20 protein-coding genes and 2 pseudogenes are annotated in these 20225 nt (G+C 69.3%); 14 read left to right on the plus strand and 8 right to left on the minus strand.

Annotated elements, in window-relative coordinates; genetic code table 11:
* Nucleotides 1-270 (plus strand): annotated as a pseudogene (locus QR77_RS38305) (hypothetical protein); the annotation flags it as partial.
* A gap of 196 nt (nt 271-466) precedes the next feature.
* Here the strand turns inward: QR77_RS38305 and QR77_RS38310 are convergent.
* Nucleotides 467-1309 carry a helix-turn-helix transcriptional regulator gene (locus QR77_RS38310; RefSeq protein WP_040026552.1) on the minus strand — a complete coding sequence of 281 codons (843 nt, stop codon included), beginning with the start codon at nt 1307-1309 and terminating at the stop codon, nt 467-469.
* A gap of 126 nt (nt 1310-1435) precedes the next feature.
* Between QR77_RS38310 and QR77_RS38315 the strand changes: the two genes are divergently transcribed.
* Both QR77_RS38315 and QR77_RS38320 read left to right on the plus strand, forming a co-directional pair.
* Nucleotides 1436-1729, plus strand: a complete 294-nt coding sequence (locus QR77_RS38315) for an Atu4866 domain-containing protein (RefSeq protein WP_107069035.1) — start codon at nt 1436-1438, stop codon at nt 1727-1729.
* Nucleotides 1726-2583, plus strand: a complete 858-nt coding sequence (locus QR77_RS38320) for an oxidoreductase (RefSeq protein ID WP_040026553.1) — start codon at nt 1726-1728, stop codon at nt 2581-2583. The genes QR77_RS38315 and QR77_RS38320 overlap by 4 nt, the downstream gene beginning before the upstream one ends.
* Nucleotides 2584-2709: 126 nt before the next feature.
* Here QR77_RS38320 and QR77_RS49895 read toward each other — a convergent pair whose 3' ends face one another.
* From QR77_RS49895 to QR77_RS38340, 4 genes are all read right to left on the minus strand, one after another.
* Complete coding sequence (locus QR77_RS49895) at nt 2710-3603, minus strand: bacteriocin fulvocin C-related protein (protein WP_040026554.1); 894 nt, start codon at nt 3601-3603, stop codon at nt 2710-2712.
* A gap of 510 nt (nt 3604-4113) precedes the next feature.
* Nucleotides 4114-4620, minus strand: a complete 507-nt coding sequence (locus QR77_RS38330; RefSeq protein WP_040026556.1) for a DinB family protein — start codon at nt 4618-4620, stop codon at nt 4114-4116.
* 104 nt (nt 4621-4724) lie between these two features.
* Nucleotides 4725-5648 (minus strand): aldo/keto reductase, encoded by a 924-nt coding sequence (locus tag QR77_RS38335; protein WP_052489388.1) that lies wholly within the window; start codon nt 5646-5648, stop codon nt 4725-4727.
* A 100-nt stretch (nt 5649-5748) separates the two neighbouring features.
* Nucleotides 5749-6444, minus strand: coding sequence for a TetR/AcrR family transcriptional regulator (locus QR77_RS38340; RefSeq protein ID WP_078877656.1), 696 nt, complete (start codon nt 6442-6444; stop codon nt 5749-5751).
* Nucleotides 6445-6708: 264 nt separating this feature from the next.
* Here QR77_RS38340 and QR77_RS49590 point away from each other — a divergent pair.
* A pseudogene (locus tag QR77_RS49590) lies at nt 6709-7647 on the plus strand (SDR family oxidoreductase).
* Between the two features lie 171 nt (nt 7648-7818).
* On the opposite strand, the gene QR77_RS42615 reads toward QR77_RS49590, so the two are convergent.
* Nucleotides 7819-8370, minus strand: a complete 552-nt coding sequence (locus tag QR77_RS42615) for a TetR/AcrR family transcriptional regulator (RefSeq protein ID WP_052489389.1) — start codon at nt 8368-8370, stop codon at nt 7819-7821.
* 133 nt (nt 8371-8503) lie between these two features.
* Between QR77_RS42615 and QR77_RS38355 the strand changes: the two genes are divergently transcribed.
* Nucleotides 8504-9349: a patatin-like phospholipase family protein gene (locus QR77_RS38355; protein ID WP_040026557.1), complete on the plus strand. Its 846-nt coding sequence runs from the start codon at nt 8504-8506 to the stop codon at nt 9347-9349.
* Nucleotides 9350-9616: 267 nt separating this feature from the next.
* Here QR77_RS38355 and QR77_RS38360 read toward each other — a convergent pair whose 3' ends face one another.
* Nucleotides 9617-10180: a TetR/AcrR family transcriptional regulator gene (locus tag QR77_RS38360; protein ID WP_040026558.1), complete on the minus strand. Its 564-nt coding sequence runs from the start codon at nt 10178-10180 to the stop codon at nt 9617-9619.
* A gap of 66 nt (nt 10181-10246) precedes the next feature.
* Here QR77_RS38360 and QR77_RS38365 point away from each other — a divergent pair, with 66 nt between their 5' ends.
* From QR77_RS38365 to QR77_RS47630, 4 genes are all read left to right on the plus strand, one after another.
* Nucleotides 10247-11008, plus strand: coding sequence for an alpha/beta hydrolase (locus QR77_RS38365; protein ID WP_052489390.1), 762 nt, complete (start codon nt 10247-10249; stop codon nt 11006-11008).
* Entirely contained in the window at nt 11005-11553 is a 549-nt protein-coding gene (locus tag QR77_RS38370; protein ID WP_040026559.1) for a carbonic anhydrase, read from the plus strand. The genes QR77_RS38365 and QR77_RS38370 overlap by 4 nt, the downstream gene beginning before the upstream one ends.
* A gap of 263 nt (nt 11554-11816) precedes the next feature.
* Nucleotides 11817-12557 (plus strand): alpha/beta hydrolase, encoded by a 741-nt coding sequence (locus QR77_RS38375; RefSeq protein ID WP_040026560.1) that lies wholly within the window; start codon nt 11817-11819, stop codon nt 12555-12557.
* Nucleotides 12558-12981: 424 nt separating this feature from the next.
* Entirely contained in the window at nt 12982-13143 is a 162-nt protein-coding gene (locus QR77_RS47630) for a hypothetical protein (RefSeq protein WP_173476404.1), read from the plus strand.
* An 88-nt stretch (nt 13144-13231) separates the two neighbouring features.
* Here QR77_RS47630 and QR77_RS49595 read toward each other — a convergent pair whose 3' ends face one another.
* A complete protein-coding gene (locus tag QR77_RS49595; RefSeq protein ID WP_236710994.1) occupies nt 13232-13474 on the minus strand; it encodes a hypothetical protein in 243 nt (80 codons plus the stop codon).
* Nucleotides 13475-13600: 126 nt separating this feature from the next.
* On the opposite strand from QR77_RS49595, the gene QR77_RS49600 reads away from it, so the two are divergent.
* From QR77_RS49600 to QR77_RS38410, 5 genes are all read left to right on the plus strand, one after another.
* Complete coding sequence (locus QR77_RS49600; protein WP_269084373.1) at nt 13601-14143, plus strand: acyl carrier protein; 543 nt, start codon at nt 13601-13603, stop codon at nt 14141-14143.
* Nucleotides 14144-14618: 475 nt separating this feature from the next.
* Entirely contained in the window at nt 14619-16271 is a 1653-nt protein-coding gene (locus QR77_RS38395) for an ABC transporter ATP-binding protein (protein ID WP_078877943.1), read from the plus strand.
* Complete coding sequence (locus tag QR77_RS38400) at nt 16268-18040, plus strand: ABC transporter ATP-binding protein (RefSeq protein ID WP_040026564.1); 1773 nt, start codon at nt 16268-16270, stop codon at nt 18038-18040. The genes QR77_RS38395 and QR77_RS38400 overlap by 4 nt, the downstream gene beginning before the upstream one ends.
* 118 nt (nt 18041-18158) lie before the next feature.
* The gene (locus QR77_RS46285; protein WP_150130505.1) at nt 18159-19064 is read left to right on the plus strand and encodes a hypothetical protein; all 906 of its coding nucleotides are present in this window, start codon (nt 18159-18161) and stop codon (nt 19062-19064) included.
* A gap of 184 nt (nt 19065-19248) precedes the next feature.
* Nucleotides 19249-20079, plus strand: coding sequence for an oxidoreductase (locus QR77_RS38410; RefSeq protein ID WP_040026565.1), 831 nt, complete (start codon nt 19249-19251; stop codon nt 20077-20079).
* The last annotated feature ends 146 nt before the right edge of the window (nt 20080-20225 follow it).

Consider the following 20225-nt stretch of genomic DNA (forward strand, 5'->3'; position numbering starts at 1 on the left):
GCCGTCATCCTCGACCGCCTCGGCACCGAGCCGCGCTCGGTCGCCTTCCTCGCCGACACCGTGCGCGCCGGCGGACTCGCCCGCGCCGCGGAGCTGCCCGAGCCCTTGCCCGGCCGGGAGGCGGCCCTCCTCGTACGGGAGTGGCTGCGAGCCGGCGCCGAACTCGTGGGTGGGATCGCCGCCGACGACACCGCGGCGACCTGGCTGCGCGCCGTCGCGACCATCATCGAACTGAAGCAGATGACACGGGCGCGGGACCGGAGTACGTGACCTGAGGAGCCGATCCGAGTGCGGCGGGTGTGGGGCGCACGATGAGCGGGCCGGGGGCCTTGGCGGTGTCAGGCATACACGCCGCCGAGCAGGGTGAGGGCGTTGTCCGTGACCTCGACGTCGATGACGCATCGCCAGGTTCTCCCGCCGCCCGCGTACCGGAGCGCTCACCTGCACAAATGCTCTGCCGGGGGTGTCACTGCTCCGGGTCCGCCTCCTGGTGGTGGGTGGCATGGAGGCTGCCGAGCAGGGCGAGTGCCTGGGCGCTGGGGCTTCCCGGCGCGGCGTGGTAGACCATCAGTTGCTGGCCCGGCGCTCCGCGGACGTCGAAGGTCTGGTAGGTGAGGTCGAGGGGCCCGACGTCGGGGTGGACGAGTTCCTTCCCGTCACGGGTCTTGCCGTGGACGGTGTGCGAGGACCACAGGGCGGCGAACTCCTCGCTCTCCTCGGTCAGCGAAGCGACAAGGTCGTGCAGGCGCCGATAGTGCGGGTCGAGGCCCGTGGCGTGGCGTAGCCCGGCAACGACCGCCTCTGCCGCCCGTCCCCACTGGGTGAAGAATCCCCGGGCGGCCGGGTCGAGGAAGGTCATGCGGGCCATGTTGTCCATGCTCTCGAACGGTGAGAACAAGGCGTCGGCCAGCGCGTTCGAGGCCAGGAAGTCGGTGGCCGGGTTCAGGACGAACGCCGCGGCGTTCGCGTATCCGTCGAGCAACTGCCGCAGCGCAGCGCTGACCCTCTCCCTCGGCTGGGTCCGTTCACCTTCCGGTGCGGTGCCCGCCAGCCGGAACATGTGCTCCCGCGCCTCGTCGTCCATCCGCAGGGCGCTGCTGATGGACTCAAGGATCTGCGGGGAAGGACTGCGCTCGCGGCCCTGTTCGAGGCGGGCGTAGTAGTCGCTGTTCATCCCGGCCAGGACCGCGACCTCCTCCCGCCGCAGCCCCGCCACCCGGCGCGCGCCGTAGGAGGCGAGCCCGACGTCGTCAGGCCGCAGGTGGGCGCGATGGGCGCGCAGGAAGTCTCCGAGATCGTTGCTGGTCACACCTACAGGCTAGGGCGCGCCCCGCCCGCCTGCCTGGGTGCGCCGTACCCAGGCACGACTCGTCCTGGCTCCCTTCGCCGGCACCGGCCAGCCTGGTGATCCGCACCCGCGAACAGAGAGGAGCGCATGGTGAGGAACCAGTCGAGCTCCCCGGTGGAAGCCACCGGGCGCAGGACCGGTGATGTGGACGTGGTCGGGATGTGGGTGACTCCGGACGGGCACATCCGGCAGGAACTGCGCGCCGACGGACGTTACGACGAGGCGCGCGGCACCCGCCGCAGCGCCTACACCGGCCGTTACACGGTCACCGGCAAGCACCTCGATTACGTCGACGACACCGGCTTCACCGCCACCGGCGACATCCGTGACGGCGTGCCCTTCCACGAACACCTCGTCCTCTACAAGGAGCAGCAGGCATGACCGACACGGCCAGGACCTTTCTGATCACCGGCGTCAGCAGCGGCCTCGGCCGCGCGTTCGCCACCGCAGCCCTGGACGCGGGCCACACCGTCGTCGGAACCGTACGCAAGAACGCCGACGCGGAAGCCTTCACCGCGCTCCACCCCGAGCGCGCTCACGCCCGCATCCTCGACGTCACCGACGACGAAGACGTCTTCGCCGTGGTGGGTGAGGTGGAGAAGTATGTCGGCCCCATCGATGTGCTGATCGCGAATGCCGGCTACGGCCTGGAAGGAACCTTCGAGGAAACACCCCTGGCCGACCTGCGCGCCCAGTTCGACGTCAACGTCTTCGGCGCCGCAGCCACCGTCCAGGCCGCCCTGCCCTTCATGCGCGAACGCCGCCGCGGGCACATCCTGGCCGTCACCTCCATGGGCGGCCTGGCGTCCTTCCCCGGCGTCTCCGCCTATTGCGGCAGCAAATACGCGCTCGAAGGCATCCTCGAAGCCGTCGGCAAGGAAGTCGCCCCCTTCGGCGTCCACGTCACGGCCATCGAGCCCGGCTCCTTCCGTACCGACTGGGCCGGACGCTCGATGATCCGCGCACCCCGGTCCATTCCCGACTACGACGACCTGTTCGAACCCATCCGAGCCGCCCGTCAGAAGGCCAGTGGACAGCAGCTCGGCGACCCGGCCGGGGCAGCCGCAGCCGTCCTGCACATCCTCGACATACCTCACCCGCCCGCCCACCTCGTCCTCGGCTCCGACGCCCTGCGCCTGATCCGGACAGGCCGCGACGCCGTCGACCACGATCTGAACACCTGGGAAGACCTCGCCCGCTCGACCGACTTCCCCCAAGACGGCCAACGAGACTGAGTAGACATCCCGCCCCGGCACCGACCGTGACTGGGGCCGCATCGCAAGGCCTCGGCCGGCCGACTTCCAGGTGCTCGGCGAGAATCCGGGCCGCTAGGAAGGGGCGAGCTCGGAGCAGGGGTGGGTTCAGGGGATGCAGAACCCGCTGCACGGTCCCAGCCACAGTGGACCGCAGCCGTAGTCGGTCCAGTTGCAGTAGAACCCTGCGTCGTAGCACACCGTGTCGCAGCTTCCCGTGCCCGCGCACTGGGAATTGCAGTCGAGGACCTCGGCGTGCTGACCGCTCCGAGGTGCCGCCCTCTGCGTGTCGACTGGGCCCAGCGCCATGAGAATCGCCCGCGCCTCGCTCTCGCCGAACGCCGCCACAGCAGCCGTCTCCAGCCCTTCGACCCCTTCTGCGGCTGCTCCTAGCCGGCGCCCCGCGATGATCCGCGGTGCCAGCCGCGCCGCGTCGTCCAGGACGGCGGACTGCTCGGCCGACAGACCGGGGTGTGTCTTCCGGTAGTGCGCGAAGTGCGCCACCCACAGATCACTCCGAGCAGGAGCGGACAGCGCGCCGTAGACGGCGCGCCGATAGTCCGCGGGGTAGGAGGCGAACTCGGAGTAGCCGGAGGGCAGATGGTCGCGGTTGGCCTTCACCCATCGCGATGCCTTACTGCCCTTGGCGCGCGACACTGCCTGCGCGGGTGAGGCGGCCAGGCCGCCGGTGACCAGAAACGTTCCCAGGGCCAGCCCCGGCACGGCCTTGAGGATTCCCCGGCGGCTCGGCGGCCGCAGCACATCGAGGCCGCGGAGCGCACGCACCACCCGCAGCGAGTCCGACGGCCCCAGCAGCCGCGCCAGGCGGAGGGACAGCGCGGGTCCGGTCCAGGCCCGCACCTGGTCGCCGTTGACCGCCAACAGGGTCGGGGCCCACTCGGCCCCTTCCCCCAGGGCCCGCAGGCGCAGGGCGCGAACACGGGGTTCCGTGAGGCCCGCGGTGGTCAACGTACCGTCGACGGACAGGCGAACCCGATCCACCACTTCTTCACAGAATGGGCAGTCGGCGTCGAATGTCAATATCCACTCGGTCACAAGCTTCTCCCCGTATGTGTGTGACAACCCGTCCCGTGGTGCCCGGCCGGTATGAGTTCTCACTCCGATTCGCAGCGCGCCGTTCAGCACTCCTGCGCGCTTCGGGTCTACCAGAAGAGAAATTATTCACCGAGGCGTCTGGAGGCTTCAATCATTTCAACGAGGATCGAAACGTTCACACCCACAGGCCGTGCTTACGGCGGTAACGCACCGGGTGCCAACGCACCTATCGAGGCATGGTCCGGCGGATCGTGTGACCGTCGTGGCTTCGGGGCGTTGGCATGAGCCTGAGGCGGGGAGACTTGACCCGCGAGGAGTGGGCCGGCTTAAGCCTCATCTGCCGAAGTCCGGTCGCGCGGCGGCCTGTGGGCCGGCCCGCCTCGCTGGCGTGCATCCACGCACCCGGCCCGACCATCTCGGCGGCGGCAAGGCGTATTTCTCCCTTCGCAACACGTTCTAGTTGCCCGTCGTACCGTCGAGCATCTCGCGCAGGATGTCCAGGTGGCCGTTGTGGCGGGCCGTCTCCTCGGTGAGGTGAAGGAGGATCCAGCGCAGGTCGACATGGAGACCGTCGCGGACGGCTCGCTGGGCCTGCTTGTCCAGGCTGTTTCCGGTGACCAGCTCGCGGTAGTGGGCGCTCTGTTCGGCGTATTCGTCGAGCAACTGCGGGAGTGGGAAGTCGACGGCGATACGCATCTCTCGGTCGGGGTCCTCCTCGGTCCAGGGGCCCCGATCCTCCTCGCCATGGAAGACCACTTGGAACCAGTAGTACTCGACCCAGCGGAGGTGGTTGATCACTCCGCTCATGGTCATCAGCGGTGAGCCCGGCAGCAGCGCCTTGCGCGCGTTCTCCGCAGAGACGCCTTCACAGTTGGCGCGGGCGATGTCACGTGCGTAGTCGAGAAACGTGGTGAGCTGTGTGCGCTCGTCCCACGCGGGCGGCGTGTCGTCGATTCTGGTCATCGCGCGAAGCGTCCCCGATGACCGCGACCGATGTCGAGGTATTTAACGGCGGCAGGGAGCCTGATCGTCTACGACCTTGATCCACTTTCGCGACGCGTCCTGATTCAGATGCCGGAAATACCGTCGAGGGCAGCCAGCACGGCGTCGCCGAGGTGGATGGAGCCGGCGGCGACGTTGGAATCAAGGTGCTCGGCCCCGGCGGTTCCGGGGATGAGGAGCACGTTGGGGGCGTGGTGAAGCAGCCAGGCGAGGCCGACTTGTGACGGGGTATGTCCGAGGGCTGCGGCCGCAGCTCGGACGGCGGCTTGTTCCGCGACCTTGGGCAGACCGGCAACCGCACCGCCGAGCGGAAAGAACGGCACCCAGGCGATGCCTTCCGCCAGACACAGGGAGAGCAGTCCCTCATCGCGTCGGTCGACGAGGCTGTACGCGTTCTGCACACAGACAACGCCGGCGGGGATCGCTCGGCGCAGCCCGTCGAGGGTGATGTTGCTCAGCCCGATCGCGCCGATCTTGCCCTCGGCGCGCATCGCTGTCATCGCAGCAAGCTGATCATCGAGGTCGACGGCCTGGTCGCCCTCGCCCCGCAGGCCCGGGCGGTCATCCGGACGCCGAAGGTTCACGACCGCGATCTGCTCGAGTCCCAGGCTCCTGAGGTTGTCCTCGACGCTGGCGCGTAGTTCCTCGGGGCGCTGAGCGAGTCGGAGATGGACAGGTCCATCAGGATTGGCATCCGCGCCGATCTTGCTCGATACGAGAACGTCGTCATCGGAACGGAGCGCTTCGCGGATCAGCTCGTTGACTAGGCCGTTTCCGTAGAACTGAGCCGTGTCGAAGTGGTCGACTCCGAGTTCGGCAGCGCGACGCAGAAGCATGACCGCTTGATCGGGATTGTCCGCCAGACGAGTGAGCTGCATGGCTCCGTATCCGATCCGGGAGACCGTTCGACCGGCGAAGGCGGCCGAGCCACCGGGGCGCCGATCGTCGGTCGAAGTGCCCCGGATTCCGGGGGTGTCAGGGGTGGACATGGAGACCTCTTTCTTCTGCGGTGAGCGTGAGGTGAGGTGGCGGCGCCAGGCCGTGATGGGCCGTCGTCGGGCCGGGGGCCGGTTCGGCCGTACGCGCGTGTCAGGTCTCTCGTGCCGGGCGGGTCGACCCGCGCGACTCCGGCGCGGAGGAGGCCAACAGGGCCGGAAGCAGCACGTTGTCGATCACGGCAGCCGCGTGGTCGGGGTCAGGGCCGCCCCCCGTGAAGATCAGGCGGTGGAGGCCCAACGCCGGCAAGATCGCGGCCATCAGCGCCGGATCGGCCGGAGCGGCGATCTCGCCGCGGGCCACCGCACGGTCGACAATCGTCGCCACCGCGCGCTCGATCGGCGGTGCGAGCGTCCCGAAGGCTTGGCGCAGCTCCGGGTCGGCCAGCAGGGCCGATGCCATCCCGGTGATCAGCCGGGCCTTGTAGAGCGGGTCCTGACCGGAGAACAGGTAGTCGCCGAGCGCCGCCAGGTCGCCCCGCAGCGATCCGCTGTCGGGCACCTCGCCGTCGACATGCGCGTGCGCCAAGGCATCGCCCACCAGCTCCGCCTTGTTGGACCAACGGCGATACACCGTCGCCTTGCCCGCCCCCGCCCGAGCCGCCACCGCGTCCATCGTCATGCGGTCGTAGCCGATCTCCGTCACCAGGTCGAGCGCGGCCCGGCGCAGGACGTCATCGCGCGAGGTGTCGCGGGAGCGGCCACCGCGGCCCCGCTCCGAAGTCTGATCGGACAGCGACGGGGTGGAAGGAGGCAGTGAACGGGTGACAGGCATCGCGGCTCCCGACATGGTCGAACGGACCAACTAGTTCCGGAACGAAACGGTCTCGTTCAGTGTCTGTCGAGTGGTCCGCGACCGCTCTCACCCAGCGTTGAGCCCATCGGGGCGGCGTCGAAGGGGCCGTCGCCCGTGGTCACAGGCTTCCGCCAGTTGACGCGCCGATGATCGCCCGTGTTCCACGCGCCACAACAGGTTTGTGGCGGATATGGCGGTCATACTCGCTTCAACGCCGGCACCGCTTGAATGTCAATATCAATATCAAGGGAATCCACCATGCCTCGCGTACCTGACATCACCGTCCCTGACCTCACGGGAAAACTTGCACTTGTTACCGGTGCCAGTGATGGGATTGGCTTGGTCCTTGCCCGCCGGCTCGCCAAAGCCGGTGCTGAAGTGGTCCTTCCCGTCCGGAACCCGAAGAAGGGCGCCGCCGCCAGTCGATAGAATCAGCGCCGCCATCCCCGACGCGAAGGTCACCACGAGGGTGCTGGACCTGTCGTCCCTCGCCTCGGTCGCCACCCTCGGCGAGACCTTGATCGGCGAGGATCGGCCGATCAACATCCTGATCAACAACGCCGGTGTGATGACACCGCCGACCCGTAGGTCACGGAGGACGGCTACGAGCTGCAGTTCGCCACGAACCACCTCGGCCACGTCGCCCTCACTGCCCACCTCCTGCCGCTGCTGCGCGCCGGCCGTGCCCGGGTCACGACCCAGATCGCCCTGTCCGCCAACCGGAACGCCGTCAACTGGGACGACCTCCAGTGGGAGAAGACGTACAACGGCTTCAAGTCGTACTCATCGTCGAAAATCGCCCTCGGCCTGTGGGGTTTGGAACTGAACCGTCGGAGCATCGCCGGGAACTGGGGCATCACCAGCAACCTCTCGCACCCCGGTGTCTCACCTACGAACCTCCTCGCCGCCCAGCCCGGCATGGGGCGACAGAAGGACACCGCCGCGGTGAAAATGATCCGCGGCTCCGCCCGCATCGGGTTCCTCGTCCAGACAGCCGAAGGCGGCCTCCTCCCCGCCCTCTACGCCTCCACCAACCCGGATGCTCAGGGCGGGCACTTCTACGGGCCGTCCGGGTTCGCGCACCTCTCCGGCGCTCCGGCCGAGCAGAGACTGTATTCACGGCTCACGTCTGAGCGGGAGGCGAAAATGATCTGGGAGATCTCCGGGCGTCTCGCCCGCGTGCGATTCCCCGCCTGAGGCCCTTCCCAGTCCTTACCCGAGAAGGCGTGGGATCCCGCCCTGCCGAGCTCGTCGGCGACCTCCTCCGTAGGAGCCCCGAACCGGCCGCGCCACTTGCGGACGGTGTTCACCGCGACGGCCGGGTGGCGGGCGACGGCCATGCGGACGGCGGGTGATCGCCAGGTTGACTCAACAGGGCCTTTGCAGCGGCATGATGCGGTCGCGGATCTCGTCCCGGTCGGGCGGACGACCGGTGGTCATGGTGGTCAAGATGATGAGGGCCGGGGCGAGGGCGGCGCGCTCCTCGAAGTCCGGCGGTGATCCGATCACACGGCGCAGACGCTGTCGGTGTGCGGTGCCGAAAGGTTCGATCTTGGCTTCGCGTATGGCGCGCGAGAGTTCGGTGTCGGGCTTGGCCAGGAGGTGGGCCAGCAGGGGGCCGGCGCCGCCGTTGAGGCTCCGGGCGAGCAGGACCAGTCCTTCCAGGAGGTCCGCCTCGGGGTCGTCGGTGGGTGCGACGTCGACCTCACGGGTGGCGGCGCGCAGTGCGGCGACGACCAGGTCGTGCTTGCCGGGCCAGCGCCGGTACAGGGCCCCAAGGCTGGTACCGGCGCGCTCGGCGACCTCGCGCACGCCGAACGCCTCGTAGCCGCGTTCCTCGACCAACTCCCGGGTGGCCCGCAGGACGGCATCGTCGATCGCCTGCTTGCGAGGTCGCCCCCGCCCGTCACCGGCTTCCATGCGAGCACCCTACCGGAACGCAGGTTCTCGAAAATCTGTGCCGACTGCTATGTTTTTAACGGCAACCGATGTTCCCGTATTTACGGCAGCGCGGGGATCGCGGGGATGTCCCCGGAACGCGGAGGTACGGATCATGGCCGAAGCCACAGGTGGCAGTGCGATCGTTCTGGGAGGCGGAGGTGTGACCGGCATCGCCTGGGAGATCGGCGTCCTGGCCGGCCTGCTGGAGGCCGGAGTGGACCTGCGCCCCGATGCCGTGTTCGGCACCTCGGCCGGTGCCTTCGTCGGCACCGCCCTGGCCGCGGGCGCCGACATCGAACAGCTCTACGCGGCCCAGCAGGCACCCCCCGTCGATGAGTCCACCACTGAGGCGTCACGCGTGCTGACCGCCGCGTGGGGTTGGGCCTTCCTGCGCGGACGCGGCAACCCCGAGCGCGTGGGGGCCGGGTTCGGGGCCGTCGCGCGCCGCTTCACCCCTCGGGTCTCCGTGGAGGAAAGACGCCGCACGGTGCAGGCCCGGCTCCACACCACGCAGTGGCCCAGCACGCTGCACGTCGCGGCGACGGATGCCGAAACGGGCGTCCTGGCCGCATTCGACCACACCTGCGGACACCCGCTGGCGGAGGTCGTCTCAGCCAGCGGCGCGGTACCCGGCATCTCGCCGATGGTCCGGTTCGGCGGCCGGAGCTGGATCGACGGCGGGATGGTCTCGGCCGCGAACGCACGCCTGGCCGACGGCTATGAACGGGTCCTGGTCATCGCGCCCATGCCCAAGGGCCATGCGGGCATTCCCTCGGCCCAACAGGACGTGGAAGCCATGCGGGCCACCGCGAAGGTCGAACTGATCACTCCCGACCCGCAGTCCGTCCATGCGATCGGCCCCAACCCCTACGACCCGGCCCGCCGGGGCCCGGTCGCCACTGCCGGCCGGGACCAGGGCCGGCAGGCAGCCACCCGAATCGCGGACCTCTGGCGCTGAACGCGCCCACCGCACCGCAAGCGACAGGCCGGCAGATGTACCAGGCCATGCGAATCTCATCTGTGACACCGTCGGTGCCGTCGGGGTGCGTCACCGTGGACACGTGTGCGGCTTCGCCCGTCCCGAGGACACCGGCCCGGGGACGCGTCAGGCTGGTGCGGTAAGCGGCCGCTGGACGAGTTGTCGCGGGGTGACCGGGCGATGACCGAGCCCGTGGTGCGCGTTCATCCGGACCGCACCTGGCGGAGCGGCACCCGCGGGGTTCGCTCAACTGCCCAGACCGAGGAGTTCGCGCCCGGCGCGGATCACGGTTTCCCGTACCTGTTGAGGGTCGTCGAGTTCAGCGGCCGACAGTGCCCCGTCGTGCAACAGGACCAGCACGCGTCCGGCATAGTCGGGATCGGGGTGCCCGGCACGCTCGGCGAGTCGCGTGACGGTGTCCTGGAACCAGGCGCGGTGATCGGCTACGGCGACCCGCACCGGGTCCGTGGGATCCGGGTACTCGGCCGAGGCGTTGATGAAGTGGCAGCCGCGGAAGCCGGCGGAGCATGTGGTCTGGCCGATCAGTTCGAGCAGCGCGGCGGCGCTCTCCTGCGGGCCCCCGGTGTCCAGCGCCGCCCCGACCGCGACGCGCAGGTCGGAGTCCGTGGCACGTAGGTACGCCTCGACGAGGTTCTCCTTGGCCGGGAAGTGGCGGTAGAAGGTCGCCCTCGTCACACCGGCCTCCGTCACGAGGCGATCGACCGGTACGGCGTGGATGCCCTCGGTGTAGAACAACCGGCGCGCGGTATCCAGCAGCCGGTCACGGGGAGGCGGAGCAGTCTGCGGCATGGGCACCAGTATAGATACAGAACGTTCTGTTGACACCCTCACTCCGGCGGTCCTAAAGTCCGGGACATGAGCAGAACGAACGTTACTTCTACTCCGACGATTGTCCTCGTGCACGGCGCACTGACAGACGCCTCGGTCTGGCACGAAGTGACTCAGCGGCTGCAATCGGCCGGATACGCGGTCCTCGCCCCTGCTCTGCCGATGCGCGGTCTCAAGCAGGACGCGCGCTACCTGGCCGGGATCATCGGGGGCGTCGTCGGCCCTGTCGTGATCGCCGGGCACTCGTACGCGGGAGCTGTGATCTCCCATCCGGAGGTCGCCGCAGTGGGGAATGTCGCGGGTCTGGTGTACGTCGCGGCCTTCCAGCCGGACAGCGGGGAGAGCGCGGAGGAACTCAACGCGAAGTTCCCCGGCAGTCTGCTGACCCCTGACAATCTCGCCGTCTCACCGAACCCGCTCGGCGGTGACGACCTGACCCTCAGGCCGGAACGCTTCGCCGAGGTCTACGCCGCCGACCTCGATCCGGAACTCGCTGCGGTGCTGGCCGCGAGCCAGCGTCCGATCGAACCGGCCGCCCTCGGCGAGACGTTCGCGGGGGAGCCCGCCTGGCGCTCGGTCCGTTCGTGGGCGCTCGTGTCCACCCGTGACCGCTCGCTCCCGCCCGAGGCACTGCGGTTCATGGCTGAACGCGCCGGATCGAGCATCGTCGAGGTCGAATCCGCGCACGCCGCCCCGGTGTCCCGGGCCGCGGAAGTCACCGACCTGATTCTGGAGGCCGCCCGCTCGGTCTCACCGTCCACTTCGCTCCGATCGGAGACACGGCCATGACCTCATCGAACTTCGCCACCTACCTCGAGCGCAACAAACAGTTCGCCGCCACCGACGCCAAGAACCGGATCCCCGAGATCCCTTTCATCCCCTTCAAGCAGGTGTACCTGATCACCTGCATCGACCCGCGAGTGGAGCCCGCGGCGATCGTGGGCGCGCAGCTCGGCGAGGCGATCGTGGCCCGTAACGTCGGCGGCCGCGTCACCCCCTCCGTGATCCGTGATCTGACCTGGATCTGCCACCTGCACGAGAACAAGACCCCCGACGCCGACTGGTTCGAGGTCGCGATCATCCACCACACCGATTGCGGCTCCGGACTGTTCGCCGACGCCGGACTGCGCCGCACCTACGTCGAGCGAGGCTGCTACGACGAGGAGACCGCCGCCGCCATGGCGGTGCTCGACCCGTCCGCCACCGTGCGTACCGATGTCGAGTTGCTGCGCAAGGCACCCGAACTCGCGGGCAGCATGGGGAAGTTCAAGATCGGCGGCTACGCCTACGACCTGAAGACCGGCGTAGTCACCACCGTCGTCGACCCGAGCTGACGCAATGCCGCACCGGATCCCACCGCTCCGCCGGCGCGGAGGGTGGGTTCCGGGGCCCATCGGCAACCGGCCACGGGACTCCGCAAAACCCGTTGGTGGACGGAGGGCAACCACTGCTACTTTTCCGGAGGCCGTGCGAGAGATCGAGGAGGTGGTACCCGTGAACGCAGTATCGACATGGGTGCTCCCCTCCAGGGTCGCGGTCGGGCGATAGACAGGTCGTCCGGGAGCGCCGTTCCAGTGCACTCCCGAAAGGCACGACCATGCGTTTCACTTCCGAGCAGCGCCTCGACGACGGCCTCCTCGAACGCGAATTCACCCTCGATGAGATCCCCGGCATCCTGTGGACACCCGCATCGGCGCCCGCGTCCCCACCGGCGCCGCTGATCCTGCTCGGCCACCCGCCCCTGGGGCTGCGCAAGATGTACCCGCGGCTGGTGGCCCGGGCCCGGCACTCCGCGGCGGCGGGCTTCGCCACGGCCACCATCGAGCTCCCCGGAAGCGGCGACAGGCCCCGTTGGCCCGCCGTCGAGCAGGCCCGCGCCGACCTGCGCCGAGCGATGAAGGCCGGGGAGCCGGTCAGCCACGAGATCGTCGACGCCCTCATCCTCCCGCTGGTCGACAAGGCGGTCCCGGAATGGCAGGCCGCCCTGGACGCCCTCCTATCGCTGCCCGAGATCGGCGGCCCGGTCGGGTACTCGGGGGGAGTGATCTCCATCGGCATCCGGCTGGCGACGGTCGAGCCTCGCATCTCGGCCGCCGTTCTGTTCGCCGGGAGTTTCGTGCCTCGCGCCCTGTTCGAGGAGGCCCGGCAGGTCACCGTTCCACTGCACGTCCTGCTGCAGTGGGACGACGAAGGGAACAACCGGCAGGCGGCCCTCGACCTGTTCGACGCCTTCGGCTCCAAGGAGAAGTCCCTGCACGCCCATCTCGGCGGGCACACCGGCGTCCCGCAGTCCGCGGGGGACGCCGCGACCCAGTTCTTCATCCGACATCTGAAGTGAGGCCGGCTGTCAGACCGGCAGCAGACGGTAGCTGATGTCGGCCGGCATGCCGCTCATCGAGGACAGGTCCCGGCCCTCCGCGGCTCTCTGATCCGTGGGCCCCTGCTGAACTCGGCGGTTTCTCGGGACCGTCACAACACGTGGCTGGTTTGATCAGGCGGCGGGTAGTTTATGCAGACGCTCGGCTGGGGTTTCCCAGTCGAGCGTTTTGCATGGGCGGGCATTGAGTTAGGCGGCTACCGCGTCCAGGTGTTCCCGGTGTGCACAGGCGGCGCTGCTGCTCGGCGCCGCTGGTCTATACGTGCTCAGGCGATGGGCGCGCCGATGTCTGGATAGCTTTGTAGACTTTGTTCTGGGTATGGGTGGATTCGTTGCGCTGCGTCAGGGTGGGCAACGGTCATCGCACTGTGGAGGTGAGACCCCGATGAGTGATCCTCTGGGCTCCTGGACCGAGCACCTTAAGGACCTGACCAACACTCGGGCCACGGATGATGCCGAGGCTCAGTTCGTGCGCGACCTCTATGTGGCGGCGCAGGACGATCTGGACGAACAGCGTGCGGAAGCCGACGACCAGCGGGAAGAGTAGGCGGAACCTGCGCGACGGGGGATTGGCGCGCCGCCTATGCCCTGCGTGACTGCGTAGGGGCCGTCGTGCTGATCGGCCCCCGGTGCTGTCACACCGTGGTCACACGGGGGCGTACGTCGCCGAGGAATTCTTCCTCGGCGACGAGCACATGAGAACCGACGACGTCGGGGTCATGCAGCCCATCGACTTCGCCTTTGAGGTCGCCCTGGCACGGTGGCTGGAGGCCGTCGGCGTCGTGCCGGGAGCAGCCACGGGGCACAGCCTCGGAGAGATCGCCGCCTATGTGGCCGCCGGCGTCGTAGACCTCCCGACGGCGGCCCGGATCGTCCACCACTACAGCGGCGCCAGTAGCGCCGGGTGTCGGGCCCGGGGACGGGGATGGCCGTGGTTGAGCTGTCCGCCGCCGAACTGGCCCGCTACGGGCGGCGCAGCGGTCGGACGTGTGTCGGTCGCGACGATGAACGGGACCCGAACCAGGCGGTGCAACTCCGGGGAGCGGGCGGTCTGGGCGCCGGTTCCGTCGGAGCCGCGGTTGGGTGGGTGTCCGCCGGCCGACGGGGACGACATCTTCCAACTGGGCTACCTCAACTCGCTGTTCGCGATGCAGCTTGCCCGGTTCGTGCAGCGGGAGTTCAGCCTGGAACTGGGTCCCGAGGACTTGAATTTCGACAACTTCCGCACCGTCGACGGCATCGTCCGGCTCGGCGAGGCGAAGAGCGACTGGCTGGCCGGGTGTGGCCGAACGGCCGCCGGGGACGGTGGCCAGGCACGTCCCCCTGAGCGCCTCCGTCCCGCTCGGCTTGGCCGACCAGATCCGGCGCCTGATGCTCTTCGTGCCGTCCGACATCCTCGCCGCCGCCGAGATGGCGTGCGCAAGGTCAACCTGGTCGTCGAACAGCGACGTGCGGCCGTAACTCCCGTGGAACGCGCGCCGAGGTGCCCGCCGCCCGCGATACGGTCTTGGCCGAGACGTTCGAACTCCTGCTGGACATCGGTCTGAGCGGTCGCTGGGAGGTGGGCAACGACCCCGTCCCGTGGGCGGCGACCGGACCATCGCCGTCGGGTCGTTCAATTTCCACAACGACCTGTTCGGACGGGAACGGAACCGGCCACCCGGCCGCCCATGGGCCGGTGGGCGGCCTATTGGCTGCCCTCGGCCAATTCAATGCATTATCGGTCCTGTGTAGGTTGCATCCGAAAGGAGTCCGGCTTTGTTCGATCTGTCCGACGACGAAGCGCCCACTGCCGCGAAAGCCCGAGACGCCCCGGGCGGCGGTGCCGCTCGGCCAGGCCGACCGGCACCGGCACCGGCACCGACGTCGGCGCGGGCACGCGAGCGGGACCAGGCCGGAGCCGAGAGCGGTTACACACTTCCCCGGGACGCCGATCTGCGCGGCCCGGGGCGCTTCCTGTGGTGGCTGGTGACCAGCCAGCGCCGACGGGTTCTGCTCGCGGCGGTGCTCGGCACCCTGTGGATGCTCGGCCTGGCGCTCCCGCCGTACGTGCTCTCCCTCGCCATCGACAACGGCTTGCAGCAGCGGCGGTTCTCTTCACTCGTCGCCTGGACCATGGTGCTGCTGGCGATGGGCGTGCTGAACGCCTACGTGGCGATCATGCGCCACCGTACGCTGACCAAGGTCCGCATGGACGGAGCCTTCCGGACGCTGCACGCGGTGCTCGAACGGTCCACGACGCTCGGCGACAGACTGGCCGCCAAGGTGTCGGCCGGTGAGGTGGCCACGATCGGCATCGGTGACGTGTGGGTGATCAGTGTCAGCCTGACCGTCGTCGGTCCGGGCGTCGGCGGGGTCATCGCCTACGTCGTGGTGGCCCTCCTGCTGCTGAACATCTCGCCGCTGCTCGCACTGGTCGTCCTGCTGGGAGCGCCCCTGGTCGCTGTGCTCGTGGGGCCGCCGCTCGGACGGCTGCGGGCGGCGGGCGAGATCTACCGCGCCGGGCAGAGCAACCTGACGACCTCGCTGGTCGATGTCGTACAAGGACTCCGGGTCCTCAACGGAGTCGGTGGGAAGGGCCTGTTCGCGGCCCGCTACAAGCAGAAGTCCCGGGAACTGCGCGACGAGGGCTACCGGGTCGGGGCTGTCTCCAGTTGGATCCCTTCCCTGGGCGTGGGCCTGCCGCTGATCTTCCTGGCCGTCGTCACATGGCTGGCAGCGCGGATGGCCGCCGAGGGGACCATCTCGATCGGTGATCTCGTCGCTGTCTACGGCTACGTCGCGGTCCTCGTGATCCCCATCTCGGAGCTGATCGAGAGCGGATCGAACCTGTCCCAGGCGGTGGTCTCCGCACGCCGGGTCATCACCCTGCTCCGACTGGGACGGGACGCGCGTGACACGGCCGAGGAAGCGACCGGCGAGGGACCCGAGGCGCCCGCGGACCTTCACGACCCGCGATCCGGGGTCGAGGTAGCCGCGGGTCGGATGACCGCCCTGGCGAGCGCGCGGCCGGCGGACACCGCCGCGGTGGTCGACCGGCTGGGCCGGTTCAGCCGGTCGGAGGCCACGTGGGGCGGGATCCGCCTCGACAGCATCGCCCCGCGGCGGCTGCGTGAACGCGTTCTGGTCGCGGACAACGAGGCGGACATCTTCGCCGGAGCCCTGAGCGATGTCGTCGCCGGCCGTCACTCGCAGGACGACCAGGCCATCGCCCGGGCACTGTTCACCGCCGCGGCCGAGGACATCCCCGCCGGCCTGCCGGACGGAGTGGCCTCCGCGATCGAGTCGCTGGGCGGCAATCTCTCCGGCGGCCAGCGGCAGCGCGTCCGGCTGGCCCGCGCCCTGGTGGCCGACCCGGAGGTACTGCTCGCCGTTCAACCGACCTCGGCGGTGGACGCCCACACCGAGGCGGTGATGGCTGACCGGCTGTCCGAGGCCCGCTCGGGCCGCACCACGTTGGTGACGACCACCTCGCCCCTGCTTCTGGACCGGGCGGACATCGTCCAGTACCTCGTGGAGGGACAGGTCGCCGCCACCGGTACTCACCGTGAACTCCTGCGGACCCGGCCCGGCTACCGCCAGTTGGTCTCCCGCGGTCTCGGCGAGGACGACGATCACCTCGGAGCGCCCGAGAGGGCCACGGCTCCGTCGACCACACCGAAGGCGGCGTCATGAGCAGCGATACTGGGACGGCGAACCACCTGCCCGTCTCCGATTCGGCGACCGTGCGCCGCGCGGCGTACCGGCTCATCCGGCGCGAACGGGGCGCCTTCGCCTGGATCCTGCTGCTCAACGGGCTCGCGACCGCCGCGGGGTTGCTGGGCCCATGGCTGCTGGGACGCATCATCAACATCGTCCAGTCCCACGGCGGTGTCAGCCGTATCGACCGGCTGGCGCTGCTGATCCTGCTGTCCGCGCTGCTGCAACTCGTCCTCACCCGCTACGCCCGCTACTTCGGCGCCCGCTTCGGGGAGAGGATCTCGGCGCACATTCGGGAGCAGTTCCTCGACCGGGTCCTCGACCTGCGGTCGTCCATCGTGGAACACCTCGTCACCGGCGACCTGGCGACCCGCGGCTCCAGTGATGTCAACAGCGTCAACACGACCATGCGTGACGGCGCCCCTGATCTGCTCATCGCCCTCATCCAGGCGGTGTTCGTCATCGTCGCTGTCTTCTTCGTCGATCCGCTGCTCGGCGCCTGCGGGGTGGTCGGTCTGCTCGGCCTGGTAGTGGCGACCCGTTGGTACCTACGGCGGGCCCGGAGCGCCTACCTCGCGCTGGGGGAGGCCAACTCGTCGCTCGCCGAGGTGCTGGTCAGCACCGTCCAGGGGGCGCGCACCGTCGAGGCGCTGGGCCTCCAGGCTCGCCGCATGGAGGCGAGCGCCGAGGCGATCGAGCGCTCCCGGCGGAGCCGTCTGCGCGGCCTGGCACTGCGTACGGTGCTCTACCCGACCGTCGACATCTCCTACGTCCTGCCGCTCGTCGGCGTCCTGCTCGTCGGGGGTGCGCTGTACGGCCACGACATGATCAGCCTGGGCGCGACAGTCACCTCCGCGCTGTATCTGCGACAACTCGCCGGTCCGCTGGAGACGATGCAGATATGGATCGAGCAGCTCCAGACGAGTACGGCGTCGTTCGCCCGGCTCGAAGGGCTCGGCGATCTGCCGGGCTCGCAGCCGGCCGCCGGGGTCGTTCCCGCGAATGACCGGATCGACGTCGAAGGCGTCTCGTTCGCGTACGGCGACGGGCAGGACGTCCTGCACGGTGTCCACCTGGAGATCCAGCCGGGGGAGCGCCTCGCGATCGTGGGACCGTCCGGAGCAGGCAAGTCCACGCTGGGCCGGCTGCTGGCAGGAATCGAGCATCCCCACACCGGTTCCGTCACCGTGGGCGGAGTGCCGGTCGCGGAGCTGTCGCCGGACCAACTGCGGCGCCACATCGTCCTGGTGACCCAGGAGCACCATGTGTTCCACGCGTCGGTCCGGGACAACCTGCTGATCGCCAAGCCGGGGGCCTCCGACGCCGAACTGCGCGGCGCGCTCGATGCGGTCGGCGCCCGGTGGGTGGACGAACTCCCCGACGGGCTGGACACCGAGGTCGGCCCCCGGGGACACCGGCTCGACAGCGGCCAGGCCCAGAAGCTCGCGCTGTCCCGGGTCGTGCTCGCGGACCCGCACACCGTCATCCTCGACGAGGCCACCTCCCTGCTCGACCCGACGGCGGCGCGCGACACCGAGCGCGCCCTGTCGGCCGTCCTCGAAGGGCGCACGGTCCTGGCCATCGCCCACCGGTTGCACACGGCGCAGGACGCCGACCGGGTGGCCGTCATGGAGGGCGGCCGGCTCACCGAACTGGGGACCCACGATGCCCTGGTCGCAGACGGGGGTGCCTACGCCCGTCTTTGGGACTCGTGGCACGGTGAGCGGCTCCCGCGGTACGACTGACACCTCGGCGTTTCCGCCACCGGTCAAGCCCGGAACGGACCTCGTCAACGCAGCCGGAAACCTCGATGTGGCCGCTGGCGGCCCCCGTGGGAGGATGACGTCGGTGGGGGAGGGGCACGTGAACGGCAGTGAGAAGCGGCCGTCGGCGCTGCGCGTGAAGGGGCTGGACAGCCCTCACGGCGTGTGGGAGCCGCGGACGGTCTTCGTTTCCATGGTGGCAGTGCTGATGGTCGGTCCGACGGCTGTGGAGCTCACGGGCTTCGTGGAGATGGCTGGGGAGTCTCCAACGCGCAGTGACGGTCCCGGCATCGTGCTGCTGTGGCTTCCTTTCCTATTCTGCGTCGGTGTTCCTGCGGCAGTGCTGGGCGCGGTGTTCGGGGTGTTGCCAACGCTGTCGGTCGCCGTTTGGATGGCGCGGCGGTGTGCCGGTCGGCACGTGCGGTGGATTTTGGTGGTGGCCAGTTGTTGGGCGGCCGCGGTGGCGCTGTGGCCGGCGGTGGTGGACGGCGGCCCGGGGATCTGGCTGCCGGTGTGGCTGTCCGGCACGGTGGTGCTGTCGACGGTGGCGCTGCTGACGCGCTGGGCCGTCACCCGGGGACGTCCGTACTGGACAGTCGTGGGGGTCGGCCTGATGTCGGCCGTCGCCGTAGTCGCCGTGGGTTCTCTGGCCTACGGTACGGGGTTGGTGGAGGAGTACGCGCCGCCCGGAGTTCACGCCTCGGATCTGGTCGGCACGTGGAACGACGGCCATGGCGGCACGCTGCGGCTGGGCAAAGAAGGGCGCACGGTCGCCACCAACACCCGGGGCGAACGCTGGGAAGTGGCCTTGCCTGACGGTCGATGTGAGGGTTCAGGCACGTGGACGTTCGAACGAAACGACAACCCCTGGCTCCAGAGCGTCAACATCGATGCCGGCGATTGCTGGCCGGAGCAGTGGACGCTGGGCGGCACGGCTGGCCGGCCCAAGCTGAACTACGAGTACGGAGATCCGGACTCACCCGACTGGTACGTACTCACCCGGTGACCAGGTCAGGCGCACCGGCCGCAGCTTCGGCGCGAGTTGGCCGGCAGCCGGATGCTCCCCTCGAAGGTTTCCTCAGCCCGCCCGTGGGAGAGCTGGACACGGCGGGTATGAGGGCATCCGTCGGGCACCGGCGTTCCGGCCGGCCTCAGCCCTGAGACCGCATACCTCAGAAGGGTCCACCACCATGTCCACCTGGCTCATCACCGGCTGTTCGACCGGCCTCGGCCGCGCCCTCGCGCAGGCCGTACTTGAAGGCGGCCACAACGCCGTGGTCACGGCCCGGAACACCGCGCACGTCCAGGGCCTCGCGGACGACCACCCCGCCACCGCGCTCGCGCTCCCGCTCGATGTGACCGACCCCGAGCAGGTCACCGCGACGGTCCGGCGGGCCGAGGAGCGTTTCGGCGCGGTCGACGTTCTGGTGAACAACGCCGGTTACGGTTACCGCGCCGCCGTGGAGGAGGGCCGGGACGCGGACGTGGGGCAGTTGTTCGCCACCAACTTCTTCGGCGCCGTCGCCATGATCAAGGCCGTGCTTCCCGGCATGCGCGCCCGGCGCAGCGGCGTGATCGCCAGTATCTCCTCGATCGGTGCCCGCATCTCGCCGGCCGGGTCCGGGTACTACTCCGCCACGAAGGCGGCGCTCGAGGCGATGTCCGCCTCCCTGCGGAAGGAAGTCGCCCCGCTGGGCATCACGGCGATGGTCGTGGAACCCGGCAGTTTCCGTACCGACTTCGCGGGCCGCTCGCTCCAGCAGTCACCGGACGCGATCGCTGACTACGCGGAGACGGCGGGCAAGCGTCGCAAGGAGAACGACCCCACGCACGGCACCCAACCGGGCGACCCCGCGAAGGCGGCACAACTGATCATCCAGGCCGTCGAAACCCCCGAACCGCCGTTCATGCTCCTCCTGGGGGAGGACGCGGTCGACGGCTTCCGCACCGTCGAGCAGGACCTGCGTACGGAACTGGATGCCTGGGAGCCGACAAGCCGGAGCACAGGTCTTGCCGGATAGGGCTCCCGGCCTTCGCGCGGTCCAACGGTTGGGGACCGGTCCCGAGAGCGATCCGTACGGTACGTATCGGAGTCGGGCAGGGACGTAGGGCGCGAAGGAACGAATCGAGGATCTCGTGGGTAGGAAGACGGTCATCCCCTTGGCCA

Source organism: Streptomyces sp. 150FB, from assembly GCF_000818195.1.
Taxonomy (GTDB): Bacteria; Actinomycetota; Actinomycetes; order Streptomycetales; family Streptomycetaceae; genus Streptomyces.

Bases quoted from the DNA above. Each gene is read 5' to 3' on its own strand.
- QR77_RS38315 (WP_107069035.1), top strand. From the start codon at position 1,436: ATGGTGAGGAACCAGTCGAGCTCCCCGGTGGAAGCCACCGGGCGCAGG.
- QR77_RS38320 (WP_040026553.1), top strand. From the start codon at position 1,726: ATGACCGACACGGCCAGGACCTTTCTGATCACCGGCGTCAGCAGCGGC.
- QR77_RS38330 (WP_040026556.1), bottom strand. From the start codon at position 4,620: ATGACCAGAATCGACGACACGCCGCCCGCGTGGGACGAGCGCACACAG.
- QR77_RS38335 (WP_052489388.1), bottom strand. From the start codon at position 5,648: ATGTCCACCCCTGACACCCCCGGAATCCGGGGCACTTCGACCGACGAT.
- QR77_RS38340 (WP_078877656.1), bottom strand. From the start codon at position 6,444: ATGTCGGGAGCCGCGATGCCTGTCACCCGTTCACTGCCTCCTTCCACC.
- QR77_RS42615 (WP_052489389.1), bottom strand. From the start codon at position 8,370: ATGGAAGCCGGTGACGGGCGGGGGCGACCTCGCAAGCAGGCGATCGAC.
- QR77_RS38355 (WP_040026557.1), top strand. From the start codon at position 8,504: ATGGCCGAAGCCACAGGTGGCAGTGCGATCGTTCTGGGAGGCGGAGGT.
- QR77_RS38360 (WP_040026558.1), bottom strand. From the start codon at position 10,180: ATGCCGCAGACTGCTCCGCCTCCCCGTGACCGGCTGCTGGATACCGCG.
- QR77_RS38365 (WP_052489390.1), top strand. From the start codon at position 10,247: ATGAGCAGAACGAACGTTACTTCTACTCCGACGATTGTCCTCGTGCAC.
- QR77_RS38370 (WP_040026559.1), top strand. From the start codon at position 11,005: ATGACCTCATCGAACTTCGCCACCTACCTCGAGCGCAACAAACAGTTC.
- QR77_RS38375 (WP_040026560.1), top strand. From the start codon at position 11,817: ATGCGTTTCACTTCCGAGCAGCGCCTCGACGACGGCCTCCTCGAACGC.
- QR77_RS47630 (WP_173476404.1), top strand. From the start codon at position 12,982: ATGAGTGATCCTCTGGGCTCCTGGACCGAGCACCTTAAGGACCTGACC.
- QR77_RS49600 (WP_269084373.1), top strand. From the start codon at position 13,601: ATGAACGGGACCCGAACCAGGCGGTGCAACTCCGGGGAGCGGGCGGTC.
- QR77_RS38395 (WP_078877943.1), top strand. From the start codon at position 14,619: ATGCTCGGCCTGGCGCTCCCGCCGTACGTGCTCTCCCTCGCCATCGAC.
- QR77_RS38400 (WP_040026564.1), top strand. From the start codon at position 16,268: ATGAGCAGCGATACTGGGACGGCGAACCACCTGCCCGTCTCCGATTCG.
- QR77_RS38410 (WP_040026565.1), top strand. From the start codon at position 19,249: ATGTCCACCTGGCTCATCACCGGCTGTTCGACCGGCCTCGGCCGCGCC.